The sequence below is a fragment of the Staphylococcus sp. McC-251-APC-3A2 genome (assembly GCF_009695665.1).
GTDB classification, from domain to species: Bacteria; Bacillota; Bacilli; order Staphylococcales; family Staphylococcaceae; genus Staphylococcus; species Staphylococcus cohnii.
This window is the reverse complement of the sequence record NZ_VUNO01000002.1, coordinates 23,981-36,910: the sequence shown is the minus strand read 5'-3', so window position 1 is coordinate 36,910 and position 12,930 is coordinate 23,981. Positions and strand designations below refer to the sequence as shown.

At 34.0% G+C, this 12,930-nt stretch carries 19 protein-coding genes; 18 read left to right on the top strand and 1 reads right to left on the bottom strand.

The annotated features are described in order from the left end of the window. Positions 1 to 8: 8 nt before the first annotated feature. The 18 genes from rpmD to FYJ81_RS04980 all read left to right on the top strand — a co-directional run bounded on the left by rpmD (position 9) and on the right by FYJ81_RS04980 (position 11,727). Positions 9 to 188, top strand: coding sequence for a 50S ribosomal protein L30 (rpmD, locus tag FYJ81_RS05065; protein ID WP_002482630.1), 180 nt, complete (start codon positions 9 to 11; stop codon positions 186 to 188). Positions 189 to 204: 16 nt separating this feature from the next. Beyond that, complete coding sequence (gene rplO / locus FYJ81_RS05060) at positions 205 to 645, top strand: 50S ribosomal protein L15 (RefSeq protein WP_019468656.1); 441 nt, start codon at positions 205 to 207, stop codon at positions 643 to 645. After that, on the top strand, positions 645 to 1,937 hold the full coding sequence (gene secY, locus FYJ81_RS05055) for a preprotein translocase subunit SecY (protein ID WP_107383903.1): 1,293 nt from the start codon (positions 645 to 647) through the stop codon (positions 1,935 to 1,937). Before rplO ends, secY begins: the two co-directional genes overlap by 1 nt. A 17-nt stretch (positions 1,938 to 1,954) precedes the next feature. Continuing rightward, on the top strand, positions 1,955 to 2,605 hold the full coding sequence (locus tag FYJ81_RS05050) for an adenylate kinase (protein ID WP_019468658.1): 651 nt from the start codon (positions 1,955 to 1,957) through the stop codon (positions 2,603 to 2,605). A gap of 173 nt (positions 2,606 to 2,778) precedes the next feature. Beyond that, positions 2,779 to 2,997: a translation initiation factor IF-1 gene (infA, locus tag FYJ81_RS05045; protein WP_001118443.1), complete on the top strand. Its 219-nt coding sequence runs from the start codon at positions 2,779 to 2,781 to the stop codon at positions 2,995 to 2,997. Positions 2,998 to 3,028: 31 nt separating this feature from the next. Then, the gene (gene rpmJ / locus FYJ81_RS05040) at positions 3,029 to 3,142 is read left to right on the top strand and encodes a 50S ribosomal protein L36 (RefSeq protein WP_002482634.1); all 114 of its coding nucleotides are present in this window, start codon (positions 3,029 to 3,031) and stop codon (positions 3,140 to 3,142) included. Between the two features lie 21 nt (positions 3,143 to 3,163). Continuing rightward, positions 3,164 to 3,529 (top strand): 30S ribosomal protein S13, encoded by a 366-nt coding sequence (gene rpsM / locus FYJ81_RS05035; protein ID WP_107383902.1) that lies wholly within the window; start codon positions 3,164 to 3,166, stop codon positions 3,527 to 3,529. Between the two features lie 23 nt (positions 3,530 to 3,552). Next, positions 3,553 to 3,942, top strand: a complete 390-nt coding sequence (gene rpsK / locus FYJ81_RS05030; protein WP_019468660.1) for a 30S ribosomal protein S11 — start codon at positions 3,553 to 3,555, stop codon at positions 3,940 to 3,942. A 76-nt stretch (positions 3,943 to 4,018) separates the two neighbouring features. Continuing rightward, positions 4,019 to 4,963: a DNA-directed RNA polymerase subunit alpha gene (locus FYJ81_RS05025; RefSeq protein ID WP_019468661.1), complete on the top strand. Its 945-nt coding sequence runs from the start codon at positions 4,019 to 4,021 to the stop codon at positions 4,961 to 4,963. Positions 4,964 to 4,981: 18 nt separating this feature from the next. Then, on the top strand, positions 4,982 to 5,350 hold the full coding sequence (rplQ, locus tag FYJ81_RS05020; RefSeq protein WP_019468662.1) for a 50S ribosomal protein L17: 369 nt from the start codon (positions 4,982 to 4,984) through the stop codon (positions 5,348 to 5,350). Between the two features lie 185 nt (positions 5,351 to 5,535). Continuing rightward, the gene (locus FYJ81_RS05015) at positions 5,536 to 6,036 is read left to right on the top strand and encodes a hypothetical protein (RefSeq protein WP_154409409.1); all 501 of its coding nucleotides are present in this window, start codon (positions 5,536 to 5,538) and stop codon (positions 6,034 to 6,036) included. Positions 6,037 to 6,277: 241 nt separating this feature from the next. Further along, a complete protein-coding gene (locus FYJ81_RS05010; RefSeq protein ID WP_019468663.1) occupies positions 6,278 to 7,090 on the top strand; it encodes an energy-coupling factor transporter ATPase in 813 nt (270 codons plus the stop codon). Then, positions 7,087 to 7,950, top strand: coding sequence for an energy-coupling factor transporter ATPase (locus tag FYJ81_RS05005; RefSeq protein ID WP_107383901.1), 864 nt, complete (start codon positions 7,087 to 7,089; stop codon positions 7,948 to 7,950). The genes FYJ81_RS05010 and FYJ81_RS05005 overlap by 4 nt, the downstream gene beginning before the upstream one ends. Then, entirely contained in the window at positions 7,940 to 8,746 is an 807-nt protein-coding gene (locus FYJ81_RS05000; protein ID WP_107383900.1) for an energy-coupling factor transporter transmembrane component T family protein, read from the top strand. The genes FYJ81_RS05005 and FYJ81_RS05000 overlap by 11 nt, the downstream gene beginning before the upstream one ends. Before the next feature lie 3 nt (positions 8,747 to 8,749). Beyond that, entirely contained in the window at positions 8,750 to 9,556 is an 807-nt protein-coding gene (truA, locus tag FYJ81_RS04995; protein ID WP_107386077.1) for a tRNA pseudouridine(38-40) synthase TruA, read from the top strand. Between the two features lie 202 nt (positions 9,557 to 9,758). Then, complete coding sequence (gene rplM / locus FYJ81_RS04990; RefSeq protein ID WP_107383898.1) at positions 9,759 to 10,196, top strand: 50S ribosomal protein L13; 438 nt, start codon at positions 9,759 to 9,761, stop codon at positions 10,194 to 10,196. 19 nt (positions 10,197 to 10,215) lie between these two features. Then, the gene (gene rpsI / locus FYJ81_RS04985) at positions 10,216 to 10,608 is read left to right on the top strand and encodes a 30S ribosomal protein S9 (RefSeq protein ID WP_019468668.1); all 393 of its coding nucleotides are present in this window, start codon (positions 10,216 to 10,218) and stop codon (positions 10,606 to 10,608) included. 246 nt (positions 10,609 to 10,854) lie between these two features. After that, entirely contained in the window at positions 10,855 to 11,727 is an 873-nt protein-coding gene (locus FYJ81_RS04980; protein WP_154409408.1) for an alpha/beta hydrolase, read from the top strand. Positions 11,728 to 11,806: 79 nt separating this feature from the next. Here FYJ81_RS04980 and FYJ81_RS04975 read toward each other — a convergent pair whose 3' ends face one another. Next, positions 11,807 to 12,802, bottom strand: a complete 996-nt coding sequence (locus FYJ81_RS04975; RefSeq protein ID WP_107383896.1) for an LLM class flavin-dependent oxidoreductase — start codon at positions 12,800 to 12,802, stop codon at positions 11,807 to 11,809. Between the last annotated feature and the right edge of the window lie 128 nt (positions 12,803 to 12,930).

Sequence of the window (12,930 nt, the reverse complement as noted above, 5' to 3'; positions counted from 1 at the left end):
AATAAGTTATGGCTAAATTACAAATTACCCTCACTCGTAGTGTTATAGGTCGTCCAGAAACACAACGTAAAACTGTTGAAGCTTTAGGTTTGAAAAAAACAAACTCTTCAGTAGTTGTTGAAGATAACCCTGCTATTCGTGGGCAAATCAACAAAGTAAGTCACTTAGTGACAGTAGAAGAAAAATAATTAAGGAGGTGCCGAAATGAAATTACATGAGTTAAAACCAGCAGAAGGTTCTCGTAAAGTTCGTAACCGCGTAGGTCGTGGTGCAGCTACTGGTAACGGTAAAACTAGTGGCCGTGGACAAAAAGGACAAAAAGCGCGTTCAGGTGGTAGTATTAGACCAGGATTTGAAGGTGGACAATTACCTTTATTCCGCCGTTTACCAAAACGAGGTTTTACTAACATTAACCGCAAAGAATATGCTATTGTTAACTTAGACCAACTTAATAAATTTGAGGATGGTACTGAAGTAACTCCTGCTTTATTAGTAGAATCTGGTGTAGTTAAAAGTGAAAAATCTGGTATTAAAGTACTAGGTAGTGGTTCACTTGACAAGAAGTTAACAGTGAAAGCTAACAAATTCTCTGCTTCTGCAGCAGAAGCTATTGATGCTAAAGGCGGAGCACACGAGGTGATCTAATGTTTCAAACGCTTGTGAGCTTCTTTACTACAAAAGAAGTTCGTAACAAGATCTTTTTTACGCTCGCAATGTTAGTTATTTTTAAAATAGGTACTTATATTCCAGCACCTGGCGTAAATCCAGCTGCTTTTGACAGTCAACAAGGTTCTCAAGGTGTCACTGACTTACTTAACACGTTTGGTGGCGGAGCCTTGCAGAACTTTTCTATCTTTGCCATGGGTATAATGCCATATATTACTGCATCAATTGTGATGCAGTTATTACAAATGGATATTGTTCCAAAGTTTTCAGAGTGGGCAAAACAAGGTGATGCAGGTAGAAAAAAACTTAATAACGTAACCCGTTATTTTGCGATTGTACTTGCTTTTATCCAATCAATAGGAATGGCGTTCCAATTTAATAATTATTTGAAAGGTCAACTTATTATGGATCAGTCCGTAATAAGCTACCTAACAATAGCTGTTGTGTTAACAGCTGGTACAGCGTTTTTAATTTGGATAGGTGAACAAATCACTCAATTCGGTGTTGGTAATGGTATTTCCATCATTATCTTTGGAGGTATTTTATCTTCATTACCTTCATCATTAATCCAGTTTTACCAGCAGTCCTTTGTAGGACAAGATGATACAACTTTAGCATGGTTAAAAGTTATTGGATTAATTGTTGGAATGGTATTGCTAACGGTTGGTGCAATATTCGTACTACAAGCTATTAGAAAAATACCAATTCAATATGCGAAAAAACAGTCTGCACAACGATTAGGTTCACAAGCAACATATTTACCTTTGAAAGTTAACTCTGCAGGGGTTATCCCAGTCATCTTTGCAATGGCGTTCTTCTTATTACCAAGAACATTAACTTTGTTCTTCCCTGATGCAAGTTGGGCGCAAAAAATATCTGACGTTGCAAATCCATCAAATAATATAGGGATGATTGTTTATGTGATTCTTATTATTGCATTCACATATTTCTATGCATTTGTACAAGTCAATCCTGAAAAGATGTCTGATAACCTTAAAAAACAAGGCAGTTATGTTCCGGGTATTAGACCTGGCGAACAAACAAAAAAATATATTACTAAAGTTCTCTACAGATTGACCTTTGTAGGATCAATATTCTTAGCTGTCGTTGCTATACTACCAATCATTGCTACTAAGGTGATGGACTTACCACAATCGATACAAGTCGGTGGTACAAGTCTACTTATCGTAATTGGTGTTGCGATTGAAACAATGAAGAGTCTTGAAGCTCAAGTGAGTCAAAAAGATTATAGAGGCTTTGGTGGTAGATAAATTGTAGGAGGGCACTTATGAATATCATTTTAATGGGTTTACCTGGCGCAGGTAAAGGAACTCAAGCGAGTGAAATTGTTAAGAAATTCCCAATTCCACACATATCTACTGGAGACATGTTCAGAAAAGCGATTAAAGATGAAACTGATTTAGGAAAAGAAGCTAAATCGTACATGGATCGTGGAGAATTAGTCCCTGATGAAGTTACTGTGGGCATTGTTAAAGAAAGAATTTCTGAAGACGATGCAAAAAAAGGATTCTTACTTGACGGCTTTCCTCGTACTATTGAACAAGCAAAAGCATTAAGTGAAATCATGCAAGAACTAGATAGAAAAATTGATGCTGTTATCAATATAGAGGTACCTGAAGAAGAATTAATGAACCGCCTTACTGGTCGTAGAATTTGCGAAAAATGCGGGCACACTTATCATCTTGTATTCAATCCTCCAAAAGTTGATGGCATTTGTGATATTGACGGTGGTAAATTATACCAACGTGAAGATGACAACCCAGAAACAGTTGCAAATCGTTTAAATGTCAATGTAAAACAATCTAAGCCAATCCTAGAATACTATGATAATGAAAATGTATTGAAAAACATTGATGGTTCAAAAGATATTAATGAGGTTACTTCAAACGTAATCGATATTCTTGAGAACCTAAAATAGTATCAACTTTGTACGGTCTATGTAATGCCAAGAGTATAAACGAAAAAGAGTGACAATGCGATATAGTAATTCATTTTAATTTTGTTGAACTTATTAACAACACTTATAGACTCGTATGGTTATAGTTGATCTTAGACGATAACCAACTATTGTAAAAAGGGGGAAGTTAATAAATGGCTAAGCAAGATGTTATTGAATTAGAAGGTACAGTATTAGATACTTTACCAAATGCAATGTTTAAAGTAGAATTAGAAAATGGTCATGAGATTTTAGCTCACGTAAGTGGTAAAATCAGAATGAATTATATTCGAATTCTACCTGGCGACAAAGTAACTGTAGAAATGTCTCCGTATGATTTAACACGCGGAAGAATTACGTATCGTTATAAATAATCGTCACTCCATAATATAGGGAGGTATTAAAATGAAAGTAAGACCATCAGTAAAACCAATTTGCGAAAAATGTAAAGTCATTAAACGTAAAGGTAAAGTAATGGTAATTTGTAGCAATCCAAAACACAAACAAAGACAAGGTTAATAAAGAGAGGTGTAAATAATTATGGCACGTATTGCAGGAGTAGATATTCCACGTGAAAAACGTATTGTTATTTCTTTAACTTATGTATATGGTATCGGTACTACTACAGCTCAAAAAATTGTTGAAGAAGCTAATGTATCTACAGATACTCGCGTTAAAGACTTAACTGATGACGAATTAGGTCGTATCCGTGAAGTAGTAGACAATTATAAAGTAGAAGGTGACTTACGTCGTGAGCAAAACTTAAACATTAAACGTTTAATGGAAATCTCATCATACCGTGGTATCCGTCACCGTCGTGGTTTACCAGTACGCGGACAAAAGACAAAAAACAATGCTCGTACTCGTAAAGGCCCAGTTAAAACTGTAGCTAACAAGAAAAAATAATAGGTAAAGGAGGCAAATTTTAAATGGCACGTAAACAAGTATCTCGTAAACGTAGAGTGAAAAAGAATATTGAGAATGGTGTGGCACACATCCGCTCAACATTCAATAATACAATCGTAACTATTACTGATGAATTTGGTAATGCTTTATCATGGTCATCAGCAGGTGCACTTGGATTTAAAGGATCAAAAAAATCAACACCATTTGCAGCACAAATGGCATCAGAAACTGCAGCTAAAGCAGCTATGGAACATGGTTTAAAAACTGTTGAAGTTACTGTTAAAGGTCCTGGCCCAGGTCGTGAATCAGCGATCCGTGCATTACAATCAGCTGGATTAGATGTAACTGCAATCCGTGACGTTACTCCAGTACCACATAATGGTTGTCGTCCACCAAAACGTCGTCGCGTATAATATTATCGTTATTGTCGCAAGTCACTGAGAAACACAGTACAATTCAAGTCGACGTAATCAAGGAGGATATTTGTAAATGATTGAAATCGAAAAACCTAGAATTGAAACAATTGAAATTAGTGAAGATGCTAAATTCGGTAAGTTCGTTGTTGAACCACTAGAACGTGGCTACGGTACTACACTAGGAAACTCCTTACGTCGTATCCTACTATCTTCATTACCAGGTGCAGCCGTTAAGTACATCGAAATCGAAGGTGTATTACATGAATTCTCAGCAATAGATAATGTTGTAGAAGATGTTTCAACAATTATTATGAACATCAAAAAGCTAGCATTGAAAATTTATTCTGAAGAAGATAAAACATTAGAGATTGATGTAAAAGATGAAGGCGAAGTTACTGCAAGCGACATCACGCATGATAGTGATGTAGAGATTTTAAATCCTGAGATTAAAATCGCAACAGTATCTAAAGGTGGACATTTAAAAATCCGTCTTGTTGCTAATAAGGGTAGAGGTTACGCATTAGCAGAACAAAATAACACTAGTGATTTACCAATTGGTGTAATTCCAGTGGATTCACTATATTCACCAGTAGAACGTGTTAACTATACTGTAGAAAACACACGTGTAGGTCAAAGTAGTGATTTTGATAAATTAACTTTGGATGTTTGGACTAATGGTTCAATTACGCCACAAGAGTCTGTTTCTCTAGCGGCAAAAATCCTAACTGAACATTTGAACATCTTCGTTGGATTAACTGATGAAGCACAAAATGCTGAAATCATGATTGAAAAAGAAGAAGATCAAAAAGAAAAAGTACTTGAAATGTCTATAGAAGAATTAGACTTATCTGTCCGTTCATATAACTGTTTGAAACGCGCAGGTATTAATTCTGTTCAAGAATTAGCTGATAAATCTGAAGCAGATATGATGAAAGTGCGCAATTTAGGACGCAAATCATTAGAAGAAGTTAAATATAAACTTGAAGATCTAGGCTTAGGTCTTAGAAAAGAAGATTAATAAAAAGGAGGTTAACTCATGGGTTACAGAAAATTAGGTCGTACTTCTGATCAACGTAAAGCGATGTTACGTGACTTAGCTACTTCACTTATTGTTAGTGAACGTGTTGAAACGACAGAAGCACGTGCAAAAGAATTACGTAGTGTTGTTGAAAAATTAATCACTTTAGGTAAAAAAGGAGATTTAGCATCTCGTCGTCAAGCTGCTAAAACTTTACGTAATGTTGAAGTCTTAAATGAAGATGAAACTACACAAACTGCACTTCAAAAATTATTTGGTGAAATTGCTGAACGTTATACAGAACGTCAAGGTGGTTACACACGTATCCTTAAAGTAGGCCCTCGTCGCGGTGACGGTGCTGAATCAGTAATTATAGAATTAGTTTAATTTAAATACACATACTACTATGTATAAAGCAAATGAGTGCAACGATAATGTTTGCCACATACAAATATTGTCTAGCTCAGAGTACCCCATCAAACTTAATAAATTTTAAAGCGTGAACTCAAATATGATGGGGTGCGCGCTTTTTTTTGTTAGTCCCCCTTAATTCGAAGAATTTAGGGGGACTTATGCAATTGCGAAGCAATAGCGAACTGCTGAGCCTTAATTCGAAGAATTTAGGGGGACTTATGCAATTGCGAAGCAATAGCGAACCGCTGAGCCTTAATTCGAAGAATTTAGGGGGACTTATGCAATTGCGAAGCAATAGCGAACTGCTGAGCCTTAATTCGAAGAATTTAGGGGGACTTATGCAATTGCGAAGCAATAGCGAACTGCTGAGCCTTAATTCGAAGAATTTAGGGGGACTTATGCAATTGCGAAGCAATAGCGAACCGCTGAGCCTTAATTCGAAGAATTTAGGGGGACTTATGCAATTGCGAAGCAATAGCGAACTGCTGAGCCTTAATTCGAAGAATTTAGGGGGACTTATGCAATTGCGAAGCAATAGCGAACTGCTGAGCCTTAATTCGAAGAATTTAGGGGGACTTATGCAATTGCGAAGCAATAGCGAACCGCTGAGCCTTAATTTGGGTAAGGTAAAGGAATACATTCATAGAGCCAATGCATAAGAAGTTCTAACTAGGCAATATTTTGTTCATAAATTTAAAAGTAGATAAATTGCTAAGAAACAATAATTGTTAACTATTTATATTAATGAGAAGTGTATTTTATGCTCAAAATTATCTTTATGCGTGTCTCAATAAATAAAATTTAAAAGAGAAATTAATGAAGATGAAGTGCTTATTTATCGTTTTTCATGTAAAATGATTAAGTATATGATTAATATTTTTGATTTAGGAGATAACTGGTATGATAACGCAAGCAGAAGAAATAATTAAATTTGATCATGTATCTTTTAAATATAATAGCGATGAACCACTTGCGTTAAATGATGTATCATTTAGCATTCCTAGAGGCAAATGGACCTCTATAGTAGGTCATAATGGTTCAGGTAAATCAACGATAGCAAAACTGATGATAGGCATTCAAAAACCTTTTGAGGGCCAAATATATTTAAACGGTGTTAGTATCAATGACGATAACTTAAATAAGTTGAGACAGCATATAGGAATTGTATTTCAAAATCCAGAAAATCAATTTGTTGGGTCTACTGTGGAATTTGATGTAGCATTTGGTTTAGAAAATAATGCTATGACTTACGAGAAAATGCATGAAATTGTGCCTAAAGCATTAGCGGATGTAGATATGCTGGACAGAGCTACATATGAGCCGCAATCACTTTCTGGTGGCCAAAAACAGCGTGTCGCTATCGCAGGTGTTTTAGCATTAAATACAGATATCATCATATTAGATGAAGCGACGTCTATGTTAGATCCAGAAGGTAGAACAGAATTAATTTCACTCATACATCGTTTAAAGGAAGAAAAAGATGTGACAATTATATCCATCACTCATGATTTATCTGAAGCTATAGATGCGGATCATTTAGTTGTTTTAAACCAAGGCTTTCTATATCAATCAGGTTTGCCTCAAGTTATTTTTAATAAAGGAGAGGCATTAACACAAATAGGTTTAGATTTACCGTTTGCAATGAGAATGAGCCAACAACTATTAGGTGTTACTGACTATATTTCTTATGAAGGGTTGGTAAGCAAATTATGACTGTTAAATTCAATCAAGTGTCCTATGTTTATCAAAAAGGAACACCTTATGAACATCTTGCATTGAAAGAGATTGTAACTACTTTTGAACAAGGTAAGTATTATGCAGTGATTGGTCAAACAGGCTCTGGTAAGTCTACATTAATACAGCATATTAATGGATTGCTAAAACCGTCACATGGCGCTTTAGAGGTCAATGAGGTCATGATTACGCACAAGACTAGAGATAAATATTTAAAGCAAGTGCGTAAGCGTGTAGGGGTAGTATTCCAATTTCCAGAATCACAACTTTTTGAAGACTCCGTGGAACGAGAAATTTTATTCGGACCTAAAAATTTTAATATGCCACTTGAAGAAGTAAAAACACGGGCATTTCAATTATTATTAGAGTTCGGTTTTAATAGGGATATACTTGAACAATCACCTTTCCAAATGTCGGGAGGTCAAATGAGAAAAATAGCAATTACTTCTATATTAGCTATGGATCCAGATATTGTTATTTTAGATGAACCTACTGCAGGACTTGACCCTAAAAGTAGAAATCAAATCATGGAAATGTTAAAGAAACTTCAGCTTGAACAAAATAAAACAATCATATTAGTTACGCATGAAATGAATGATGTTGCAAAATATGTTGATGAAGTGAAAATTATTAAACATGGCAAGTTAGTGGAAAGCTGTTCTCCAAGAAAATTGTTTAATGCTGACGACTATGTTAAAGATATGCATTTAGATGTACCAGACATCGTCAAATTACAGAGAGATATTGAAGCAAAGCATCAATTTAAATTTGAGCGCACGGCATTAACCGAATCAGAATTCACTGAGATGTATAAGGAGTGGCAACAACATGAGAGATAAGTTTATTATAGGACGTTATCTTCCATTAGACACTTTTGTACATCGTCGTGATCCACGTGCCAAATTAATATTTGTATTTTTATTTATCATACTAATATTTTTTGCACATTCATTTATCACTTATTTATGGTTATTCTTGATCATTGTAACCATGATGAAAGCAGCGCACATAAAATCTTGGTTTTTAATAAAGGGATTAACACCTATATGGATTTTTCTGATTTTCACCTTTTTAATGCATTTGTTTTTAACTAAAGGTGGTATGCGTATATTTGAGATAGGGTTTATTTCAATTGATACTCAGGGCGTTTTAGAAGGTATTTATATTGTGTTGAGGCTAATGTTTATCATTATGGTATCTACGATCATGACTTTAACGACAAGTCCATTAGATCTTACTGATGCGTTTGAACGATTATTATATCCATTAAAGTTGATAAAAGTTCCTGTACATTTACTGAGTATGATGATGTCAATCGCTTTACGTTTTATTCCAACTTTAATGAATGAGCTAGATAAGATTATCTTAGCACAGAAATCAAGAGGTTCTGAAATCAGTTCTGGGGGGTTAATTAACAGAGTTAAAGCATTTATTCCTTTATTGATACCCTTATTTATCTCAGCTTTCCAAAGAGCAGAAGATTTAGCCATTGCAATGGAAGTCCGTGGTTATGAAACAAACAAACAGCGAACAAGTTATCGTCAATTAGACTGGCAATGGTCTGATAGTTTGTTATTGATTTCAATTATACCAATAGCAATAATATTATTTGTGTTAAAGTATATGGGAGTGTAAAGAATGGTTCGTGTTTTAGTAAATATTTCATATCAGGGTAGTCAATTCTTAGGTTTTCAAATTCAAAATAATGGTAGAACCGTACAACAACAATTTGAAAAAATACTTAAACGCATGCACAAACGACATATTAGAATACATCCTAGTAGTCGAACTGATCGTGGCGTGCATGCATTAGAACAATATTTTCATTTTGATACAGAGCTTAACATTTCACCAGATCAATGGCGATATGCGATGAATCGGGCATTGCCTGATGATGTTTATGTGAAAGATGTTTCATTTGTAGATGAATCATTCCATTGTCGTTATGATTGTGTCGGTAAAACTTATCGCTATAAAGTTTATCAATCACCTAATAAAAATCCATTTGAATGTGGTTTAAAAAATCACGTACCAGAAAGTTTAAACTTTGAAAAAATGTCACAAGCTGCCAATTTGTTTATTGGTACACATGACTTTACTGGATTTTGTTCCCAAAAAACAGAAGTTGAAAGTAAAGTCCGTACGTTATATGAAAGTAAAATAGAAAAAACAGAATATGGTTTTGATTATGTCGTTACTGGTTCGGGATTTTTATATAATATGGTGCGTGTGTTAGTAGCATTTTTAATTGGAGTAGGCAAAGGGAAATTCCAACCTGAGGTAGTTCCACAATTATTAATTGCTAAAGATCGCAATAAAGTTCCGTTCACTGCACCAGCTGATGGATTGTATTTGGAACATATATATTTATCCCCCGAAGCACTGAAAAGAGACTTTGGTGAAGATATAAAAATATATCAAAAAAAATCTACACAAAATAGTTGAATTACATTGACAAAACCCCATAAAAATTATACGATAACTAACGGTATTGTTTTATATCACCCCACGATAAGCCCCGGAATCTTATTGTGTAACAAGATATAGAAGCACGTAGAAATTATAAATTAACAAAATAAATGAATTTAAGTTTAAATATCACTTTAATTAGACAAGAAACATTTATTTATTCTAGGAGGACAATTATATGCGTCAAACATTTATGGCTAATGAAGCAAACATTGAGCGCAAATGGTATGTTATTGATGCTGAAGGTAAAACACTTGGTCGTTTATCATCAGAAGTAGCTGCTATTCTACGCGGTAAAAATAAAGTAACTTATACACCACACGTTGATTCAGGTGATTATGTAATTATCATCAACGCTGCTAAAATTCAATTCACTGGTAATAAAGAACAAGACAAAATGTATTACCGTCATAGTAACCACCCAGGCGGAATCAAATCAATCTCTGCTGGTGAGTTAAAAGCTACAAACCCAGAACGTCTACTTGAAAACTCAATTAAAGGTATGTTACCAAGCACACGTCTAGGTGAAAAACAAGGCAAAAAATTATTTGTATATGGTGGCGCTGAACATCCACACGCTGCACAACAACCAGAAAACTACGAGTTACGTGGTTAATTAAAAGGAGGAAATTACATTGGCACAAGTTGAATATAAAGGCACAGGCCGTCGTAAAAACTCAGTAGCACGTGTACGTTTAGTACCTGGCGAAGGTAACATTACTGTTAACCACACTGATGTACGTAGCTACTTACCATTCGAATCATTAATCTTAGACTTAAACCAACCATTTGATGTTACAGAAACTAAAGGTAACTATGATGTATTAGTTAACGTTCACGGTGGTGGCTTCACTGGACAAGCACAAGCTATCCGTCATGGTATTGCACGTGCTTTATTAGAAGCAGATCCTGAATATAGAGGTTCATTAAAACGCGCTGGATTACTTACACGTGACCCACGTATGAAAGAACGTAAAAAACCAGGTCTTAAAAAAGCTCGTCGTTCACCACAATTCTCAAAACGTTAATTTCCCAAATGTTGTTGCGAATATTTTTCGCTCACAGATTTGGTACATTAATTGCTTAGGTAATTGATGTCAAACAGAAGAAACGTTTCAAACTTCCCATATTAATATGGGAAGTTTTTTGTTTTATAAATAATCAAAAATGTATACAACTTTTGTACTCGTAAAAATAGAAAGAATTTGTTTTATTTTAGTAAGTTCAAATAGTATGAAGTATAATAAAATAAAACAGTATTAGAGGTTATACATATGACATTCAACAAACTAAATCATCACTTAAAAAAATTGAGTATCGTATTAATATTAATTATTTTTTCTAGCATTATTCTTTTGGTCATGAACCAAGTGTTTAACAAAACGTTAATTAAAAACATGTCCAGTGAAACATCAGTACCGACATTTTATTTACATGGTTATTCTGGAACAACTCAATCAGAAAAATACATGGTAAATTCGGCAGTCCAAAATAATATTACAAATGACGTTGTTGAAGCTAAAGTTTCATCAAATGGAAAGGTGACATTTAATAAAAATATATCTAACAATATGAAGCGTCCAATTATAAAAATTATACTTGAAGATAATGAAAATAAAAATTTAGAAAAAAATGCACAATGGATCAAAAATGTTATGATAGCTTTTAATGCAAAATATCATTTTAAAAAATTTAATTTTGTTGCACATTCAATGGGAAATCAATCTTTTAGTTATTATATGTTAAAGTATGGTGATGATAGTGTTTTACCTAAGTTGAATAAGCAAGTTAGTTTAGCTGGAAACTTTAACGGAGAAGTAGATATCAATGGTTTAGACTTAAATATACATTTAGACAAAAATGGCAAACCCAACAAGATGTTAAAAGAATACCGCGATTTATTATCCATGCAAGCACACTATCCTAAAAACGCTGAAGTTCTTAATATTTATGGTGATTTAAAAGACGGGACGCATTCTGATGGTAGAGTAACGAATGTATCATCAGAATCGTTAAGGTACTTATTATCAAATCATGTTAAAACTTATAAAGCATACAAAATTTATGGACCTAAAGCTGAACATAGCGAGCTTCATGATAATGAAAAAGTTACAGATCAAATTAATGCATTTCTTTGGGAATTATAAATAAAAAAGATAACTCTATTATATTAGAATTATCTTTTGAACAGTTATGAAGTCACTATATTTACTCATTATAAAAAACTTAAAATTGATTGTTTTCAATTGCTAATAATTGTAACACGTTTTTGCGGTTTGACTCCCCATAAACATGTGGTTGAATCATTACTTCATCCGCATTGTAGTTATGTGCGATTGCTTGTAATTGTGTGTAAACTTCATTTGGTAAACCACTGATAAAGCGTGGTTCATTTTGCCTCATTTTTTCAAGTTCTCTAGTAGATGGTTGTCTTTGTTGAGCAAATGTAATTGATGGATAGTGACTAGGTTGTTTTAAATAGTTAATACGCAATAACCATAGATGAAAAGCTTGTTCCAATTCTTTAATCTTTTGAATGTCATTTGCAGTGATTACAAAAGTTGAAATAATAACATAAGGTGTTCGGTTTGGATGAAGTTTTGAAAATAGTTTTCGATAATCATCGATGGATTGTTTAACCTTATCTTTATTCTTACCCATTAAAGCAGTGACAAAGGGTAAACCAAGTTGTGCAGCGAGTTCAGCGCTATTTTGGCTTGTGCCCAATAAATGCATATCAGGTTGTGTATTGATTAAAGGTGTAGCGTATAATCCAAGAAATCTTTGTCTTTGAATGTCATCATTAAAATAGTTTGTTAAATCCACAATTTGTGTTTTAAAATCAACGTTGGTTGTTTTGTTTTCATTTAATGCTTGATTTACATTTTTAAAACTCATAGAACGGCCAATGCCTAAATCCACTCTGCCGGGATGACGTCCTTCTAGTATTTTAAATACTTCTGCTACTTTATATGCACTATAGTGAGGAAGCATAACACCACCACTGCCTATGCGAATCGAATTTGTATTTTCTAGCAAAGTCATCATTATCATTTCAGGAGCACTAGAAGCAACTGACAATACTTTGTGATGTTCAGCAACCCAAAATCGATAAAAACCTAGCGATTCTGCAAATTGAGCTAATTCAACAGAATGATTTATCGCTTGAGTAGTATCGCTGCCTTCAAATATTGGAACATAGTCTAGTATACTTAATCGCATATTACACTCTCCTTCATTACAATCATTTAAGTGCTCCATTTTATTTATCATAACACGAGGACAAAATATCAAATAAGCGATTTGATTGATTGCATAACTTCATCACTATAGAATAGAAGAAAATATGA